Genomic DNA, 16,680 nt, shown 5'->3' on the forward strand with positions numbered 1-16,680 from the left:
AAGGCCCGCTCGCCGTTCTCCTCGTCAGCCGAGGGCGCTGGCCATCCTGCGGACCGCCTCGGTGATCAGCTCGGGAGAGGTCGCCAGGTTCAGCCGGACGAACCCCTCGCCCCCGGTGCCGAACGGGATGCCGGAGTTCAGGGCGACCCGGCCGCGCTCCAGGAAGACCTCGGCGGGATCGCCGCCGAGGCCGAGTGCGCGGCAGTCCAGCCAGGCGAGGTACGTCGCCTGGCCCGGCGTGTAGCGCACCGCGGGCAGGTGCTCGGCGAGGAGGCCGGCCAGGAGCCGGCGGTTGTCGTCGAGGCCGCGGAGCAGGGCGTCGAGCCAGGCGCCGCCCTCCAGGAGTGCGGCGGTGTGGGCGAGGACTCCGACGTGGCTGGGTCCGTGCCCGACCTCCTCGGGCAGGCGGGCGAGGTCGTCGGCCGCCTCGGGCCCGGCGACGGCCACGGCGGCCTTGAGCCCGGCCAGGTTCCACGCCTTGGAGGCCGACAGCAGCGACAGCCCGTTCTCCGCGCCCGGTACGGAGAGGTAGGGCACGAAGTTCGCGCCGGGCGCCGTGAGCGGGGCGTGGATCTCGTCGACGACGACCCGAATGCCGTACGTCCGTGCCAGCGCCGCCACGGCGGCCAGCTCGTCGGCGGTGTGCACGGCACCGGTGGGGTTCTGGGGGCTGCACAGCAGGTATGCGGGCCGTCCCGCGCCCGCGCTCAGCCGTCCGAAGGTGTCCTCCAGGACGCCGAGGTCGAGTCGGCCGTCCGCGCCGAGCGGAGCCTCGACGACCTTGCGTCCCATGTTCTCGACGAACGGGAAGAAGGGCGGGTACACGGGCGAGTTGACGACCACCGGGTCACCCGGTCCCGAGACCAGCTTGAGCATCTCGACGATGCCCATCATCACGTCGGGCACGATCGCCGTACGCTCCACGGCAAGCCCCTCCCAGGCCCACCGCTCGGCGGCGAAGGCGGCCAGCGCCTCGGCGTACGCCGTCCCGGCCGGATACCCGGTGTCCCCCAGCTCCATCGCCTCCCGGACGGCCCGCACGACCGGTTCGGCCAGCGGCACGTCCATCTCGGCGACCCACAGCGGCAGCACGTCCTCGGGGTAGGTCCGCCATTTCATGCTCGTACGCCGTCGGAGCCGCTCCAGGGAGAGCGCCCGCAGCGGGTTCGGGGTGTCGGGGGCTGGGATGTCGTGCGGCATACCGTCCATGAACCCACGGTAGGCGCCGACCCGGTGGCCCGTTCGTGGCGCGGGCCGACTGCACTCACCCGGGGGCGCGGGGAACTGCGCGACAAGCCACTACGCACCCGCACCCGCCCGACGACCGAACCCGGTACCCGGACAGGCGCCCGACGACCGAACCCGGTACCCGGACAGGCGCCCGGCCCAAGCCCAGCGCAGCGGACTCGCGTTACCGCGCGGGCTGGGGCACGGTGGAGTGACGCGTGACGCCGCTGTCACGGCGGAGAGGAGCATCCGTATGTCGAACCACACCTACCGGGTCACCGAGATCGTGGGCACCTCGCCCGACGGGGTGGACCAGGCGATCCGCAACGGCATCAGCCGCGCCTCGCAGACCTTGCGCAACCTGGACTGGTTCGAGGTGACCCAGGTGCGGGGGCAGATCGAGGACGGACAGGTCCAGCACTGGCAGGTCGGCCTCAAGGTCGGTTTCCGCCTCGAGGAATCCGACTGACGGCGCTCAGGTCCGCCCCTCCCGCTCCTGCGCCGTCTTCAGCGCCGCGGAAGGGGCGGTCCAGCGTGCCCGTACGACGGAGAACCCGGCCCGTTCCGCGTCCGCGCAGACCAGTTCGTCGTCGTCCACCAGGACCCGGATGTCACGGGTGCGCGCGAGCCGCTTTAGGATCTCCAGCTTGGTGAGCCGGGCGGGCCGCCGGTCGTCGTTGCGCCGCATGTGCACCCGCCCCTCGGGCAGCCCCTGCGCGGCGAGCCAGGCGAGCGTGTCGCGGCGGCAGCGCTCGGGCCGGCCGGTGAGGTAGACGATCTCGCACTCCTCTGCGCTGGCCAGCACCAGCGCGATGCCCTCCGGGATCGGCGGGTCCTCGGGGGCGGCAGCGAAGAAGGCGTCCCAGTCGCGCGGCTTGCGCTCCAGGAACCGCTGCCGGTGGGCGGTGTCGGCCAGGGTGTTGTCGAGGTCGAACACGGCGACGGGGCGCTTGTCACTGTCGGTCACGGACTCAACCCTAGCCCCGGCCGCCTGCGCGCTCCCGGGGCACGCGCCGCGCGGCACCCGCCCCCGTGCGCGACCCCGGTCGTACCCGGAGGTCCGCCTCGGGGCGCAGAAGGCGAGTGACCTCCCGTCCGGAGACGGACCTCCGATGCCGCCTCTGGCGTGATGTGGCAGGGGCGTCGCACCGGGAGAGTGGGAGCCGTCCGAGCAACCCACCGAGAGGACGGGCATGAACCGCCGTACAAGGACTGCCGTGTTGGGTGCCGCACTCCTGCTCACCGCCGCGTTGGCGGGATCGACCGCCGCCTCCGCCTCCGGTGACCACCGGCGGGAGGCCGCCGCCCTCACCGGCACCGCGAAGCTGTCCCGGTCGACCGCCGAGGACATCACGTTCTCCTTCGACGCCCACCTGGCGGCGAAGGACGTCGACAACCCGCTCAAGGCCACGGGCACCTTCCGGTGGAGTCACTACCTCCACGGTGACGGCGCCTGGGCGAAGGCGAAGGTCGACTGCCTCCTGACCGGCGGCGAGGTGGCCGTGGTCTCGGGCGTCATCACCGAGTCGGACCTGCCCGGCGCCAAGGGCAAGCGGGTCGGCGTCACCGTCCACGACCTCGGCCGCCACGACCGGCTCGGCTACAGCTGGGCTTCGACGGGCTCACCGGTGGAGACGAACGGCCTTCCCAGGTGCGTGAGTTCGGCGCCGTTCGAGAAGGTCAAGAAGGGCACGGGCGACTACCGGGTCCTGCCCTGGCAGCCGGAGTTCTAGGCACCCCGCCCGCACCCCGTGATCGGTGCAGGCCGCATGCTTCTCCCATGTCCTCGACGCCCCGTACGTTCCTGACCGGCTCCGCCCCCTGCACACTCGTGGTGTGCCGCGGCTGCTGCTGCGGGGACGCCCGCAAGAACCCCGGCACCGACCACGCCTGGCAGCTGGAGCTGTTGCGGGCCGGGGCCGCCGAGCACGGCTTCCAGGTCCGGACGACGGACTGCCTGGGCCCCTGCGACCAGTCGAACGTCATCGTCGTACGGCCCTCCGCCGCAGGGCGCCGGGCGGGTGCCAAGGCCGCGTGGATCGGGTTCGTGACGGACGACGAGGCCACCGAGGAGGTCGTGCGGTGGGCCGCGGCGGGCGGCCCCGGGGTCGCCGAGCCGCCGCTGACGCTGGAGCTCCAGTTCATCGAACCGCCCCGGGAGGCGAGGGTCCGGTCCCGGCGCCGCCGCTGAAAGCCAAGGCGCTGTGCGGCCCAACTGTTAATGGGATCCATTTTCATGTAGCGTCCTCGGTGCTCACCCCGGCACCGAGGAGGATCCCGTCATGGCCGTACCCAAGCGGAAGATGTCCCGCAGCAACACCCGCCACCGCCGCTCGCAGTGGAAGGCCACCACCGCCCAGCTGGCGCCCGTCACCGTCGACGGGGTCACCCATCTCGTCCCGCAGAACCTGGTCAGGGCGTACGAGCGCGGCCTGCTGCGCCCCGAGGGCTGAGACCTCGTGCCGTACGACCGCCTCCTGCCCGTCACCGTCCTGTCCGGCTTCCTCGGAGCGGGCAAGACGACGCTCCTCAACCACGTCCTCGCCAACCGCGAGGGGCTCAGGGTCGCCGTCATCGTCAACGACATGAGCGAGGTCAACATCGACGCGGCGCTGGTGCGCGGCGGCGAGGCCGCCCTCTCGCGGACCGAGGAACGTCTGGTCGAGATGACCAACGGCTGCATCTGCTGCACCCTGCGCGACGATCTCCTCGAAGAGGTCGACCGACTGGCCCGCGAGGGCCGTTTCGACCATCTGCTCATCGAGAGCTCCGGCATCTCGGAACCCATGCCGGTGGCCGCGACCTTCGCCTTCGCCCGCGACGACGGCGCCACCCTCGGGGACGTGGCCCGGCTCGACACCATGGTCACGGTCGTGGACGCGGCCAACTTCCTGCCCGAGCTGGAGCGGGGCGACGAACTCGCCGAGCGCGGCCTCGCCCCCTTCGAGGACGACGAACGCACGGTCAGCGATCTCCTCGTCGACCAGATCGAGTTCGCGGACGTCCTGGTCCTCAACAAGCTCGACCTGGTCGACGCGACCGAGGCCGCCCGGCTGCGCGCGGCTCTGCTACGGCTCAACCCGGCCGCCCGGATCGTCGAGGCCGAGCACGCCCGCGTCGACCTGCGACAGGTCCTCGGCACCGGCCTGTTCGACCTGGAGCGCGCCCAGCAGGCACCGGGCTGGGTCCAGGAGCTCAACGGCGAGCACATCCCCGAGACCGAGGAGTACGGCGTCTCCTCGACCGTGTTCCGCTCCGAACTCCCCTTCCATCCGGGCCGGTTGTGGGACTTCGTCACCGAGGGCCTGGACAGCGGGGCGTACGGGCGGATCCTGCGCTCGAAGGGCTTCTTCACGCTGGCCAGCCGCCCGCGGGTGACGGGCCTGTGGTCACAGGCGGGTGCGGTGGCCCGCTTCGAGCCGTCCGCGGCCCGGGACGCCGAGGCGCCCTACGCCCAGGAACTCGTCTTCATCGGCACGCAGTTGGAACCGGGGGCGCTGCACGCGGCGCTCGCCGACTGCCTCATGGCCCCGGACGAACGCCACCCGCGCGTGGACCCCTTCCCCGCCTGGGAGACGTACGGCGTCGACGGCACCTGCGACCACGAGACCGCCGAAGCGCACGCTCAGACCGTCGAAGCGCAGGCTCACGCCGCCGTGGCGTAGAACTCCGCGCGCACGCGCAGCAGCCATGCCTCGACCGGCGCCTCGTCGGGCCGGTCGGGCAGCGCGCTGCGGCTCTCGGCGAAGGCGCTCTCGTAGCGGGCGAGCAGCGACCGCGCGCAGGAGGGGTCGGCGGCGACGGAGTCCCCGAAGCGGTGGTACTCCTCGGGGTCCTCGACGCGCACGGTGAGCTGTCCGGTGGTGTACAGCTCCAGGCCCTGGTGGCACAGCCGTTTCAGGTGCCGGGCGTGCTTGGCGGTGCGGTGGTCGCCCGCGCGGCTCTCCAGCTTCCTGAACTGCTGGGCGGCGTACCCGAGATAAGCGTCCTTGACCCGCGGCGCGCTCAGGAACGCCCCGCGGATGCCGATGAGTTCGTCACCGAGCGGGGTGCGCACCTCGTACAGCTCGCCGGGCAGCCACACCAGCTCCATCACGGTCGGGTTGCCGCCGAGGGCGAGCCGGCACCACTTGGCCGCCTCGTGCAGGGTGCGGTCCGGGGACGTGGTGACATGGGACTCCCTCGGCGTGTGCAGGCCGAGCAGGGACTCGGTGGGCGCGGCGAACATGCCGAGCCGGTCCGTGTCGGAGCCCTCGCGGGCGAGTCCGTACGCGGTCGAGCCGACGATTCCGGAGAGCAGGATGTTCTGGACGGTCACCCGGCCATTGTGCTGACCTGCGCGGATGCGGGTCACCCGGTTTTCCGTCGGGCCGGGGCCGGACCGGGCCGGGAATGCGCGGCTCCGCCACGTGTTGAACCTGGTGTGAGTTCCCTGATCGCCGCCACCCGCTTCTCCGTCCTCGACCGCTCCCGCACCCGCGAGGGCGGCACGAACGCGCAGGCGCTCCAGGACACCGTGCGGCTGGCGCGGGAGCTGGAGGGACTCGGCTACCACCGGTTCTGGGTGTCGGAGCACCACGGCGTACCGGGCGTGGCGGGCTCCGCGCCGACGGTTCTCGCGGCCGCAGTGGCCTCGGCCACCGGCTCGATCCGGGTCGGCACCGGCGGGGTGATGCTGCCGAACCACCAACCCCTGGTCGTCGCCGAGCAGTTCGGGGTGCTGGAGTCGCTCTTCCCCGGCCGGATCGACATGGGCCTGGGCCGCTCGGTCGGCTTCACCGACGGCGTGCGCAAGGCGCTGGGCCGCGGCAAGGACGACGCCGACGACTTCGCCGTACAGCTCCAGGAGCTGCTGGGCTGGTTCCGCGGCACCTCGCCGACGGGAGTACGGGCCCGGCCCGCGGAGGGCCTGACCGTGCCGCCCTTCGTGCTGGCCATGGGCGAGGGCGCCGACATCGCGGCCCGCGCGGGCCTGCCGATGGTCATCGGCGACCTGAGGAACCGCGAGAGGATGCAGCGCGGCATCGACCACTACCGGACCCACTTCCGCCCCTCCCTCTGGGCGCGGGAGCCGTACGTCGTCATCTCCGGCACGATCGCGGTCGCCGCCACCGAGGAGGAGGCACGGCGGCTGCTGAGCCCGGAGGCGTGGTCGATGGCGTACTCCCGCACCCACGGCACCTTCCCGCCCCTGCCGCCCGCCGAGCGCGTCGAGAGCCTCACGATGACGGCGAAGCAGCGCGGCTTCTACGAGTCGGGACTCGCGGGCCACATCGCGGGCACCGAGGACCATGTCGCCCACGAACTGGAGACTGTGCTGAAGGAGACGGGCGCGCAGGAGGTCCTGGTCACGACCAGCACGTACGACCGCGCGGCCCTGCTGGACTCCTACCGAAGGCTGGCGTCGATCACCTCCGGTTAGAGTCGTTCTCATGTACGACCGCAGCGGCCCCCACGACCCTTACGTCCGCGTGCGCGGTGCGCGTGAGCACAATCTTCAAGGGGTGGACGTCGACGTCCCGCGGGATGTGCTGGCGGTGTTCACGGGGGTCTCCGGGTCGGGCAAGTCGTCGCTGGCGTTCGGGACGATCTACGCGGAGGCCCAGCGGCGGTACTTCGAGTCGGTGGCGCCCTACGCGCGGAGACTGATCCACCAGGTGGGGGCGCCGAAGGTCGGGGAGATCACCGGGCTGCCGCCGGCGGTCTCGCTCCAGCAGCGGCGGGCCGCGCCGACGTCCCGTTCCTCGGTCGGCACGGTCACCAACCTCTCGAACTCCCTGCGGATGCTGTTCTCCCGCGCCGGCGACTACCCGCCGGGCGCCGAGCGGCTCGACTCGGACTCCTTCTCCCCGAACACGGCCGTCGGCGCCTGCCCGGAGTGCCACGGACTCGGCCGGGTCCACCGTACGACCGAGCAGACGCTGGTGCCCGACCCGTCGCTGTCGATCCGGGAGGGCGCCATCGCCGCCTGGCCCGGCGCCTGGCAGGGCAAGAACCTGCGGGACATCCTGGACACACTGGGCTACGACGTGGACCGGCCGTGGCGCGAACTGCCCGCGGAGCAGCGGGAGTGGATCCTGTTCACCGACGAGCAGCCGGTGGTGACCGTGCACCCGGTGCGGGACGCGGACCGGATCCAACGCCCCTACCAGGGCACGTACATGAGCGCCCGCCGCTATGTCCTGAAGACCTTCGCGGACTCCAAGAGCCAGACCCTCAGGGCGAAGGCGGAGCGGTTCCTGGTCGCCTCGCCCTGTCCGGCCTGCGGCGGCAGCCGGCTGCGCCCGGAGGCCATGGCCGTCACCTTCGGGGGCCGTACGATCGCCGACCTGGCGGCTCTGCCGCTGACCGAGCTGGCCGCCTCGCTGGTCGCCGACGGCGGGGCCGCACGGGTCCTCACCGAGGACCTCAGGTCCCGTATCGCGCCCGTGGTCGAGCTCGGTCTCGGCTACCTCAGCCTGGACCGCGCCACCCCCACCCTGTCCGCCGGCGAACTCCAACGGCTGCGTCTCGCCACCCAGTTGAGGACCGGGCTGTTCGGAGTCGTCTACGTCCTCGACGAACCCTCCGCCGGACTGCACCCCGCGGACACCGAAGCGCTGCTCACCGTGCTGGCCCGGCTGAAGGCGGCCGGCAACTCGGTGTTCGTGGTGGAGCACCACCTGGACGTGATGCGCGGCGCGGACTGGCTGGTGGACGTCGGACCGCTGGCGGGCGAGCACGGCGGGCGGGTGCTGCACAGCGGGCCGGTGGCGGATCTCGCGACGGTCGAGGAGTCGGCCACGGCACGGTTCCTGTTCCAACGCTCCCCCGCCCCGACGCGTCAAGTGCGCAAGCCCCGTGGCCACTTGAAGGTGGGTCCGGTCACCCGGCACAACCTGCGCGGGGTCACGGCCGAGTTTCCCCTGGGTGTGTTCACGGCGGTGACCGGGGTGTCTGGGTCGGGCAAGTCCACGCTGGTCGGCGAGATCACGGACGAGGCGGCGGGGGTGGGCCGGGTGGTCTCCGTCGACCAGAAGCCGATCGGCCGGACCCCGCGCTCCAACCTGGCGACCTACACGGGCCTGTTCGACGTCGTGCGCAAGGTGTTCGCCGGGACCGAGGGGGCCCGCGAACGCGGCTACGGCGTGAGCCGGTTCTCCTTCAACGTGGCGGGAGGACGCTGCGAGACCTGCCAGGGCGAGGGGTTCGTCAGTGTGGAGCTGCTCTTCCTGCCGAGCACGTACGCGCCCTGCCCGGACTGCGGCGGGGCCCGCTACAACCCCGAAACGCTCGAAGTGACCTACCGGGGGCGGAACATCGCCGAGGTGCTGGACCTCACGGTGGAGTCGGCGGCGGACTTCTTCGCGGACTCCCCGCCCGTGGCCCGCAGCCTCGCCACCCTCCTCGACGTCGGACTCGGCTACCTGCGGTTGGGGCAGCCCGCCACCGAGCTCTCCGGCGGCGAGGCCCAGCGCATCAAGCTGGCGAGCGAACTCCAGCGCGTGCACCGCGCCCACACCGTCTACCTGCTCGACGAACCCACCACCGGGCTCCACCCGGCCGACGTCGAGGTCCTCATGCGCCAGCTGCACGGCCTCGTGGACGCCGGGCACACGGTGATCGTCGTCGAGCACGACATGTCGGTCGTGGCGGGCGCGGACTGGGTGATCGACCTGGGGCCGGGCGGCGGGGACGCGGGCGGCCGGATCGTGGCGGCGGGGGTACCGGAAGCGGTGGCGGGGGCCGCGGAGAGTGCTACGGCGCCCTATCTGACACGGGCGCTGACACCGGGCGGCTGAGGGGCGAGCAGAGGGGGGCTGCGCCGCGGACGACGGGGCCGTACGACGTCCCGGGCGGCCTGCGAAGGGAACGGGTCGCTTTCACCGTGCGGCCCCACCGGGTGCCTCTCCGCTGTGTGTTCTCCCCACACCCGTGCCTGCGCCGACGCGGCCAACGCCCGTCGGTCGGTGTGGCAGCCCGGTGCCACCGGCTCCGGGACTCCTACGTCGGCCACCAGCCCCCGTGCGGACACCACCCGCCACACCGAGGCGAGCAGGGAGTCGTCCCCGATGAAGGCGGGGGCCGTACTGGCCTCTCCCCCGCTGACCCGGTACCGCAGGCGCACCGGCTGCACCGGCACCCCGGCGTCCAGGGCCGCCTGGAACACCGCGCGGCGGAAGTGGCCCTGGGCGCGGCCGCACCAGGTGCTGCCCTCGGGGAAGACGGCCACCGCGGCGCCCCCGCGCAGTGCGTCGGTGATGCCTGCGACCGTGTCCGGGAGGGCCCGCAGCCGGTCCCGCTCGATGAACAGCGCCCCGCTGCGGGCCGTCAGCCATCCCGCCACCGGCCACCGCCGGATCTCGGACTTGGCGAGCATGCGGGCGGGGCGTACGGCGGCCAGCAGCGGGATGTCCAGCCAGGAGATGTGGTTGGCGACCAGGAGCACCCCGCCGGTGGGCACGGCGGCGCCGGACACGCGGACCCGGACGCCCGAGGCCCGCACCACCGCCCGGCACCACCACCTGACCGCGCCGGCCGGGACCCACCGTCCGACCGGCAGCAGCGCGATCCCGGCGAGCAGCAGGGCAATCACCGCGAGCAGCCGCCCGGCGGCACGGGGCAGAGCCGTGACCGGCCCCGTCCGCTCCAGGCACGTCCCGGGGGTGCAGGGCGCGCTGGGCAGCCAGACACTCATCAGGCCGGGACGAGCGAGAGGAAGTGCCGCAGATAGCGGGCGTTGACCCGGCGCATCGACAGCAGCACGAACAGGTCGGCGACCCCGAAGTCCGGGTCGTGGGCGGGCTGACCGCACACCCAGGCGCCGAGGCGGAGGTAGCCGCGCAGCAGCGAGGGCAGCTCGGTGTGCCCGGCGGGCGCCGCGCCCGTGGGCTCCCAGGGCAGCAGGGGCCGTACCCGGAACTCCTCGGGGGCCAGGTACTTGGTGCGCACCCGGTCCCAGGTGCCGGCCGCGAGCGCACCGCCGTCGGCGAGCGGGATCGAGCAGCAGCCGGCCAGCCATTCATGTCCGCGGTCCACCATGTAACGGGCGATCCCGGCCCAGATGAGGCCGATGACCGCGCCGTCGCGGTGGTCGGGGTGCACGCAGGAGCGGCCCACCTCGACGAGCCCGGGACGGATCGCGTCGAGCGGGGAGAGGTCGAACTCGCCCTGGGAGTACAGGCGTCCGGCGATCGCGGCCCGCTCCGGGGGCAGCAGCCGGTAGGTGCCGACGACCTGCCCGGTGACGGTGTCGCGGACGAGCAGGTGGTCGCAGTGGGCGTCGAAGCCGTCGATGTCGAGGCCGGGTTGCGGGGTGGCCAGGAGGGCCCCCATCTCCCCGGCGAACACGTCGTGCCGCAGCCGCTGCGCGGCCCGCACGTCCTCCTCGTCGCGGGCCAGGCCGACGGTGTAGCGGGTGGGGGCGACGCTCTGCGGGGGACGGTCCAGGGTGGAAACGCCGGTCATGGCACTCTCCAGGTCACAGGCGGAGGCGGCGAGCGGTGCCGCTGTCCCTGTTCTCCCGACGCCGGTTGGCGCCTGCGTGACCGGTTCCCGGAGCGCGGATGTGCGGAGTCTGAACGCCTCGGACAAGGTGTCCGGGACTTCCGACTCCACCGACGGGACGGTGTCGTGCCGATGACCGGAGGGCGGTCAGGCGTGGTGGGGCCGGGCATGAGCACCACGTCCGGCCCCACCCGTCCGCACTGATCGGCGAACGTCTACCGGTGCCCCCTGAAGGGGCGCGGGGCTGTATCGATATGCGGCTCCGCCGCGTGGGCGCGACCAGCCACGACGGCGGCGCGAAGCCGATGATCCGGCTACCGCTTCCCCACCTTCCGCGTGGCCCGCAGCCACTCCTTGTTCATGCTCGTGATGGAGACCAGCGGGATGCCCTTCGGGCACGCCGTCGCGCACTCGCCGGTCAGGGTGCAGCCGCCGAAGCCCTCCTCGTCCATCTGCTCCACCATGTCGAGGACCCTGGTCTCGCGCTCCGGCGCGCCCTGCGGGAGCACGTTCAGGTGGTTCACCTTGGCGGAGGTGAAGAGCATCGCGGCCCCGTTGGGGCAGGCCGCGACGCACGCCCCGCAGCCGATGCACTCGGCGTGCTCGAAGGCGAAGTCGGCGTCGGGCTTGGGCACCGGCGTGGCGTGGGCCTCGGGGGCCGCTCCCGTGGGTGCCGTGATGTAGCCGCCGGCCTGGATGATCCGGTCGAAGGCCGACCGGTCCACGACCAGGTCCTTGATGACGGGGAACGCGGCGGCCCGCCACGGCTCGATGTCGATCGTGTCGCCGTCGGAGAAGGACCGCATGTGCAGCTGACAGGTGGTGGTGCGCTCGGGCCCGTGCGCGTCGCCGTTGATGACGAGGGAGCACGCGCCGCAGATGCCCTCGCGGCAGTCGTGGTCGAAGGCGACGGGGTCCTCACCGCGCAGGATGAGCTCCTCGTTGAGGGTGTCCAGCATCTCCAGGAAGGACATGTCGGACGAGATGCCGTCCACCTCGTACGTGGACATCGCTCCGTCGGCGTCGGCGTTCTTCTGCCGCCAGACGCGCAGGGTGAGCTTCATGCGTAGCTCCGCTGGGTGGGGTGGACGTACTCGAAGACCAGGTCTTCCTTGTGCAGGACGGGGGCGGCGCCCGTGCCGGTGAACTCCCAGGCCGCCGCGTAGGCGAACTCGTCGTCCCTGCGGGCCGCTTCGCCGTCCGGGGTCTGGGACTCCTCACGGAAGTGGCCGCCGCAGGACTCGGCGCGGTGCAGCGCGTCGAGGCACATCAGCTCGGCGAGTTCGAGGTAGTCGACGATCCGGTTCGCCTTCTCCAGCGACTGGTTGAACTCCTCGCCGGTGCCCGGCACCTTGATGCGCCGCCAGAACTCCTCGCGGATCTGCGGGATGCGCTCCAGTGCCTTGCGCAGACCGGCGTCCGTGCGGGCCATCCCGCAGAACTCCCACATGAGCTCGCCGAGTTCACGGTGGAAGGAGTCGGGCGTACGGTCTCCGTCGACCGCGAGGAGCAGGTTGATGCGGTCCTCGGTCTCGGCCACCACCTCCTGCACCGAAGGGTGTTCGGCGGTGACCGCGTCCTGGTGCGGATTGCGGGCGAGGTAGTCGTTGATGGTCGCCGGCAGGACGAAGTAGCCGTCGGCCAGCCCCTGCATCAGCGCCGAGGCGCCGAGGCGGTTCGCCCCGTGGTCGGAGAAGTTGGCCTCGCCGATGGCGAACAGGCCGGGGATCGTGGTCTGGAGGTCGTAGTCGACCCACAGTCCGCCCATCGTGTAGTGCACGGCGGGGTAGATCCGCATCGGCACCTCGTACGGATCCTCGTCGGTGATCCGCTGGTACATGTCGAAGAGGTTGCCGTACTTGGCCTCGACGGCCGCCCGTCCCATGCGCCGGATGGCGTCGGCGAAGTCGAGGTAGACGCCCTGTCCGCCGGGGCCGACCCCGCGTCCCTCGTCGCAGACGTTCTTCGCGGCGCGGGAGGCGATGTCGCGCGGGACCAGGTTGCCGAAGGAGGGGTAGATGCGCTCCAGGTAGTAGTCGCGCTCGTCCTCGGGAATCCGGTTCGGCGGCCGGTCGTCGCCCTTGGCCTTCGGCACCCAGATCCGGCCGTCGTTGCGCAGCGACTCGCTCATCAGCGTCAGCTTGGACTGGTGGTCGCCGGTGCGCGGGATGCACGTCGGATGGATCTGCGTGAAGCAGGGGTTGGCGAACAGGGCGCCCCGGCGGTGGGCGCGCCAGATCGCCGTCGCGTTGGAGTTCATGGCGTTCGTCGACAGGTAGAAGACGTTGCCGTAGCCGCCGGAGGCCAGGACCACGGCGTCCGCGAAGTACGTGTCGACGCGCCCGGTGACGAGGTCCCGCGCGACGATCCCGCGAGCCTTCCCGTCGACGACGATCAGGTCGAGCATCTCGGTGCGCGGGTGCATCTCGATGTTCCCGGCGGCGATCTGCCTCGACAGTGCCTGATACGCGCCCAGCAGCAACTGCTGACCTGTCTGCCCTCGGGCGTAGAAGGTCCGCGAGACCTGTACCCCGCCGAAGGAGCGGGTGTCGAGCAGGCCGCCGTACTCCCGCGCGAACGGGACGCCCTGCGCCACGCACTGGTCGATGATCTCGACGGAGATCTGCGCGAGCCGGTGGACGTTGGACTCACGGGCCCGGAAGTCGCCGCCCTTGACGGTGTCGTAGAACAGGCGGTGGATCGAGTCGCCGTCGTTGCGGTAGTTCTTGGCCGCGTTGATGCCGCCCTGTGCGGCGATGGAGTGGGCGCGGCGCGGCGAGTCCTGGTAGCAGAACTGGACGACGTGGTAGCCCTGTTCGGCCAGCGTGGCACCGGCCGAGCCGCCCGCGAGGCCCGTCCCAACGACGATCACGGTGTGCTTGCGCCGGTTGGCGGGGTTGACCAGTTTGGCCTCGAAACGGCGCTTGTCCCAGCGCTCGTTGACGGGTCCGGAAGGGGCCTTGCCGTCTTCCACGGGCGCGCCGGTCGTGTAGTCCGCGTAGGAGGTCATGTTCAGCTCACCACTCCGGTCATGACGCCCACGGGTACGGCGATGAAGCCGGCCGTGAGCAGCAGTGCGAGGACGTTCGCGACGGCCTTGAGGGCGCGGTCGCGGGTGCGGCTGCCGACGCCGAGGGTCTGGGCGGCGCTCCAGAAGCCGTGCCGGACGTGCAGGCCGAGGGCGAGCATCGCGACGATGTAGATGACGTTGCCGTACCAGGTGGAGAAGGTGTCCACGACGTTCTGGTACGGGTGGCCCGCCTGGAAGCCGCCGGAGTGCACGGTGCCGGTCGTCAGGTCGAGGATGTGCCACACGATGAACAGGGCGAGGATGATCCCGCCCCAGCGCATGGTGCGGGTCGCGTAGCTCGCCCGCGCCTTCCTGTGGACGTACTTGCCGGGCCGCGCCCGGATGTCCCGGCGGCTGAGCTGGTAGGCGGACGTGGCGTGCGCGACCACGGCGACGACCAGCACCACACGGATCAGCCAGAGCGTCCACTCGTAGTGCATGAACGGCTCGCCGACCGTGCGCAGCCAGTGCGCGTAGTGGTTGAACTCGCCCGCCCCGAAGAAGATCTTCAGGTTGCCGATCATGTGGACGACCAGGTACAGCAGCATGATCAGCCCGCTGACGGCCATCACGGTCTTCTTGCCGACGGAGCTGTCCCACACGGTGCGTGCCATGGACGGCCGTCGGTCCGTCCGCGTTGCCAGAGCCATGGGTCAAGACGTTAGAACCGTCCCTCCCGATCGGTCCAAGACATGGTCCGGCTTGATTCCATAGCCGGCGGCTATCGTAGGAGAGTGCAGTTCCAGCAGCTCCAGTACTTCGTGGCGGTCGCCGAGACCCGCCACTTCACCCGTGCCGCCGAGACGGTCCACGTCGCCCAGCCCTCGCTGTCCCAGCAGATCAGGGCGCTGGAGCGGGAGCTCGGGGCGGATCTCTTCCTGCGCGCCCGCGGCAACATCACGCTCACCGACGCGGGCGAGGCGCTGCTGCCGCTGGCCCGCCGCATCCTGGCCGACGCGGACACCGCCCGGCACGAGGTGCAGGAACTGGTGCAGCTGCGCAGCGGCCGGATCCGGATGGGCGCGACCCCGAGCCTGTGCACGGGTCTGCTGCCGGACGTGCTGCGCGCCTTCCACGACCGCTATCCGGGCATCCGGCTGATGATCGAGGAGGGCGGTTCGCACGATCTCGTACGGCTGCTCGCGCGCGGTGCCCTCGACCTGGCCCTGGTGGTCCTGCCGCTGCCCACGCCGTCCCCGGCGCTGACCACGGTGGAGCTGCTGCGCGAGGACCTGGTCGTGGTCTCCTCGCCGGAGGGTCCGGCGCCGGGTGGTCCCGGCCGCCGTACGGTCCGCGTCGCCGATCTGGAGAGCGCGCCCCTGGTGATGTTCCGGCACGGCTACGACCTGCGCGAACTGACCGTGGCCGCGTGCCGTGCCGAGGGGTTCGAGCCGGACTTCGCGGTGGAGGGCGGGGAGATGGACGCGGTGCTGGGCTTCGTGCGGGCGGGGCTGGGCGTGGCCGTCGTACCGCGCATGGTCGCCACGCGGGCGGGGCGCGGGCTGCGGGTCACGCCCCTGGCCCGGCCGGGCCTGCACCGGACGATCGCGCTGGCCCACCGCAGCGACGTGGCTCCGCCGCGAGCGGCACGGGAGTTGCAGCGGATGCTGCTGGAGCGCTGAGCGGCCTTAGCATGGGGCTTTCTCGCGCGGGGGTGGGCGGATGACACGGCGGGCGGTTGTCATGGGCGCGGCGCTGCTGGTGCTGGCGGGGTGCACCGCGTCCGGCGGACCGAGGAACCCGGCCGTCTCGTCGTCCCGCGCCCCGGGGCCGACGGTGGAGACGTTCTCGACCTCGGTCTCGGGCCCGTGGCGCGCGTGGACGGCGTCCCTCACCCGCCCGGAGGCGCACGGCAGTTGCGGCGCGACCGCGCACCAGGTGGTGTGTGCGACCGACACCGGTGCCCTCGTGGGGCGTTCGCGGGCCGACGGCCGGGTCACCTGGACCGTGCCCGGCGACACCCACGCCAAGACCGCCCAGCTCCTCGTCGACGCGGCCGACGCACGGGCCGTCGCCGGGGTTGCGGGCGTGCTCCGCGCGGCGGACCTGCGGACGGGTGAGCAGGCCTGGACCCGTCGGCTGCCCGCCGGCCGCGCCTACGTCGCCCTCGCCGCCACGAACGGGATCGTCTACGCCCTGCACGCACCGGACCCCTTCATCCGCACCGGCGCCGTCCTGGACGCCGTCCGCGCGTCCGACGGCACGCCGCTCTGGCACCGGAACGTCACCTGGAGCACCGGCGAGCCCCTCGCCGCCTTCCGGGGCCGCGTCTACACGGCCGACGGCGTCACCCGGGTCACCGCCCGCGACGCCCGCACCGGCGCCACCGTGGCGACCAGCCCCGCGGCCGTCGAGTGCCAGCACCTCGTCACCGGCGGCCACTACCCGGTCTGCACCGGCAGCCCGTACTCCGCCGGGGACGTCTTCCCGCCCATGCGGCGCCTGGATCCGGCCACGCTGAAGCCGCTGCCGACCCCGCGGAACACGATCAACAAGCCCGTGCAGGGAGTCATCTCCGACGACGGCGTCCTGGTGCTGTACGAGGCCGGCGCGGAGGACACGAGCGCGGGCGCCTGGTACGCGTACGACCTCGTCAACGACCGCAGGCTGTGGAGCACGTACGCCACCGCGACGGACGGCGTCGGTGTGGCCGACGGCCGGTTCGTGACCTTCACCCCCGTCAACGACCGCGCCACGCGGGACCGCGTGATCACGATCGACCTGCACGCCGGTCCGCAGGGCACCGGAAGCACCGCGCCCCGCCTGTCCCCGGCGTACGCGCAGACCAGGGGCGGCGAACACCCCGCACTCGTGGTACCGGGCGGGGACACGGGCCATGTCGTCGTCATGGCCCGCACCCACGGTTCGCTGCGGTCGCTCCCACTGCCCTGAGGAGG

Annotated in this window: 17 protein-coding genes; 9 read left to right on the forward strand and 8 right to left on the reverse strand. The window is 72.3% G+C overall.

The genetic code is table 11. The features are described 5' to 3' along the window. Window positions 1-24 precede the first annotated feature (24 nt). Window positions 25-1,200, reverse strand: a complete 1,176-nt coding sequence (locus tag AQJ54_RS12870) for a MalY/PatB family protein (protein WP_107121084.1) — start codon at window positions 1,198-1,200, stop codon at window positions 25-27. A 280-nt stretch (window positions 1,201-1,480) separates the two neighbouring features. Here AQJ54_RS12870 and AQJ54_RS12875 point away from each other — a divergent pair, with 280 nt between their 5' ends. Then, window positions 1,481-1,696: a dodecin gene (locus AQJ54_RS12875; RefSeq protein ID WP_020135180.1), complete on the forward strand. Its 216-nt coding sequence runs from the start codon at window positions 1,481-1,483 to the stop codon at window positions 1,694-1,696. Window positions 1,697-1,702: 6 nt separating this feature from the next. Here the strand turns inward: AQJ54_RS12875 and AQJ54_RS12880 are convergent, their stop codons facing one another. Next, a complete protein-coding gene (locus tag AQJ54_RS12880; RefSeq protein ID WP_062029649.1) occupies window positions 1,703-2,194 on the reverse strand; it encodes a phosphatase domain-containing protein in 492 nt (163 codons plus the stop codon). Window positions 2,195-2,420: 226 nt separating this feature from the next. Between AQJ54_RS12880 and AQJ54_RS12885 the strand changes: the two genes are divergently transcribed. The 4 genes from AQJ54_RS12885 to AQJ54_RS12900 all read left to right on the forward strand — a co-directional run bounded on the left by AQJ54_RS12885 (window position 2,421) and on the right by AQJ54_RS12900 (window position 4,892). Further along, window positions 2,421-2,960, forward strand: coding sequence for a hypothetical protein (locus AQJ54_RS12885; RefSeq protein ID WP_062029648.1), 540 nt, complete (start codon window positions 2,421-2,423; stop codon window positions 2,958-2,960). A gap of 47 nt (window positions 2,961-3,007) precedes the next feature. Next, window positions 3,008-3,418 (forward strand): hypothetical protein, encoded by a 411-nt coding sequence (locus tag AQJ54_RS12890; RefSeq protein WP_062029646.1) that lies wholly within the window; start codon window positions 3,008-3,010, stop codon window positions 3,416-3,418. Window positions 3,419-3,509: 91 nt separating this feature from the next. Continuing rightward, the gene (rpmF, locus tag AQJ54_RS12895) at window positions 3,510-3,680 is read left to right on the forward strand and encodes a 50S ribosomal protein L32 (protein WP_062029644.1); all 171 of its coding nucleotides are present in this window, start codon (window positions 3,510-3,512) and stop codon (window positions 3,678-3,680) included. Between the two features lie 6 nt (window positions 3,681-3,686). After that, on the forward strand, window positions 3,687-4,892 hold the full coding sequence (locus tag AQJ54_RS12900) for a GTP-binding protein (protein WP_062237209.1): 1,206 nt from the start codon (window positions 3,687-3,689) through the stop codon (window positions 4,890-4,892). On the opposite strand, the gene AQJ54_RS12905 is transcribed toward AQJ54_RS12900, so the two are convergent. Then, a complete protein-coding gene (locus AQJ54_RS12905; RefSeq protein ID WP_062238586.1) occupies window positions 4,874-5,545 on the reverse strand; it encodes a nucleotidyltransferase domain-containing protein in 672 nt (223 codons plus the stop codon). The genes AQJ54_RS12900 and AQJ54_RS12905 overlap by 19 nt on opposite strands. Window positions 5,546-5,650: 105 nt before the next feature. On the opposite strand from AQJ54_RS12905, the gene AQJ54_RS12910 reads away from it, so the two are divergent. Together AQJ54_RS12910 and AQJ54_RS12915 are read left to right on the forward strand one after the other, a co-directional pair. Beyond that, window positions 5,651-6,649 (forward strand): LLM class flavin-dependent oxidoreductase, encoded by a 999-nt coding sequence (locus tag AQJ54_RS12910; RefSeq protein WP_062237210.1) that lies wholly within the window; start codon window positions 5,651-5,653, stop codon window positions 6,647-6,649. A gap of 10 nt (window positions 6,650-6,659) precedes the next feature. After that, complete coding sequence (locus AQJ54_RS12915) at window positions 6,660-9,008, forward strand: ATP-binding cassette domain-containing protein (RefSeq protein ID WP_062237212.1); 2,349 nt, start codon at window positions 6,660-6,662, stop codon at window positions 9,006-9,008. On the opposite strand, the gene AQJ54_RS12920 is transcribed toward AQJ54_RS12915, so the two are convergent. From AQJ54_RS12920 to AQJ54_RS12940, 5 genes are all read right to left on the reverse strand, one after another. Next, window positions 8,975-9,904: a lysophospholipid acyltransferase family protein gene (locus AQJ54_RS12920; protein WP_062237215.1), complete on the reverse strand. Its 930-nt coding sequence runs from the start codon at window positions 9,902-9,904 to the stop codon at window positions 8,975-8,977. The two genes, AQJ54_RS12915 and AQJ54_RS12920, sit on opposite strands and share 34 nt — an antisense overlap. Further along, window positions 9,904-10,674 carry a GNAT family N-acetyltransferase gene (locus AQJ54_RS12925; protein WP_062237217.1) on the reverse strand — a complete coding sequence of 257 codons (771 nt, stop codon included), beginning with the start codon at window positions 10,672-10,674 and terminating at the stop codon, window positions 9,904-9,906. The genes AQJ54_RS12920 and AQJ54_RS12925 overlap by 1 nt, the downstream gene beginning before the upstream one ends. A 353-nt stretch (window positions 10,675-11,027) precedes the next feature. Then, window positions 11,028-11,777 carry a succinate dehydrogenase/fumarate reductase iron-sulfur subunit gene (locus AQJ54_RS12930; protein ID WP_062237219.1) on the reverse strand — a complete coding sequence of 250 codons (750 nt, stop codon included), beginning with the start codon at window positions 11,775-11,777 and terminating at the stop codon, window positions 11,028-11,030. After that, entirely contained in the window at window positions 11,774-13,723 is a 1,950-nt protein-coding gene (locus AQJ54_RS12935) for a fumarate reductase/succinate dehydrogenase flavoprotein subunit (RefSeq protein ID WP_062237221.1), read from the reverse strand. Before AQJ54_RS12935 ends, AQJ54_RS12930 begins: the two co-directional genes overlap by 4 nt. A gap of 2 nt (window positions 13,724-13,725) precedes the next feature. Continuing rightward, a complete protein-coding gene (locus AQJ54_RS12940) occupies window positions 13,726-14,397 on the reverse strand; it encodes a succinate dehydrogenase (RefSeq protein ID WP_062029632.1) in 672 nt (223 codons plus the stop codon). Window positions 14,398-14,517: 120 nt separating this feature from the next. Between AQJ54_RS12940 and AQJ54_RS12945 the strand changes: the two genes are divergently transcribed. Both AQJ54_RS12945 and AQJ54_RS12950 read left to right on the forward strand, forming a co-directional pair. Beyond that, window positions 14,518-15,405, forward strand: a complete 888-nt coding sequence (locus tag AQJ54_RS12945; RefSeq protein WP_062237223.1) for a LysR family transcriptional regulator — start codon at window positions 14,518-14,520, stop codon at window positions 15,403-15,405. Window positions 15,406-15,445: 40 nt separating this feature from the next. Beyond that, entirely contained in the window at window positions 15,446-16,675 is a 1,230-nt protein-coding gene (locus AQJ54_RS12950) for an outer membrane protein assembly factor BamB family protein (RefSeq protein WP_062237225.1), read from the forward strand. Window positions 16,676-16,680 lie beyond the last annotated feature (5 nt).

Source organism: Streptomyces griseorubiginosus, from assembly GCF_001514195.1.
Lineage (GTDB): Bacteria > Actinomycetota > Actinomycetes > Streptomycetales > Streptomycetaceae > Streptomyces > Streptomyces griseorubiginosus.

What these genes read in the sequence shown, in the direction of transcription:
- AQJ54_RS12940 (WP_062029632.1), bottom strand. Translation starts at nt 14,397, where the DNA reads ATGGCACGCACCGTGTGGGACAGCTCCGTCGGCAAGAAGACCGTGATG.
- AQJ54_RS12890 (WP_062029646.1), top strand. Translation starts at nt 3,008, where the DNA reads ATGTCCTCGACGCCCCGTACGTTCCTGACCGGCTCCGCCCCCTGCACA.
- rpmF (WP_062029644.1), top strand. Translation starts at nt 3,510, where the DNA reads ATGGCCGTACCCAAGCGGAAGATGTCCCGCAGCAACACCCGCCACCGC.
- AQJ54_RS12930 (WP_062237219.1), bottom strand. Translation starts at nt 11,777, where the DNA reads ATGAAGCTCACCCTGCGCGTCTGGCGGCAGAAGAACGCCGACGCCGAC.
- AQJ54_RS12950 (WP_062237225.1), top strand. Translation starts at nt 15,446, where the DNA reads ATGACACGGCGGGCGGTTGTCATGGGCGCGGCGCTGCTGGTGCTGGCG.
- AQJ54_RS12935 (WP_062237221.1), bottom strand. Translation starts at nt 13,723, where the DNA reads ATGACCTCCTACGCGGACTACACGACCGGCGCGCCCGTGGAAGACGGC.
- AQJ54_RS12885 (WP_062029648.1), top strand. Translation starts at nt 2,421, where the DNA reads ATGAACCGCCGTACAAGGACTGCCGTGTTGGGTGCCGCACTCCTGCTC.
- AQJ54_RS12915 (WP_062237212.1), top strand. Translation starts at nt 6,660, where the DNA reads ATGTACGACCGCAGCGGCCCCCACGACCCTTACGTCCGCGTGCGCGGT.
- AQJ54_RS12920 (WP_062237215.1), bottom strand. Translation starts at nt 9,904, where the DNA reads ATGAGTGTCTGGCTGCCCAGCGCGCCCTGCACCCCCGGGACGTGCCTG.
- AQJ54_RS12870 (WP_107121084.1), bottom strand. Translation starts at nt 1,200, where the DNA reads ATGCCGCACGACATCCCAGCCCCCGACACCCCGAACCCGCTGCGGGCG.
- AQJ54_RS12875 (WP_020135180.1), top strand. Translation starts at nt 1,481, where the DNA reads ATGTCGAACCACACCTACCGGGTCACCGAGATCGTGGGCACCTCGCCC.
- AQJ54_RS12925 (WP_062237217.1), bottom strand. Translation starts at nt 10,674, where the DNA reads ATGACCGGCGTTTCCACCCTGGACCGTCCCCCGCAGAGCGTCGCCCCC.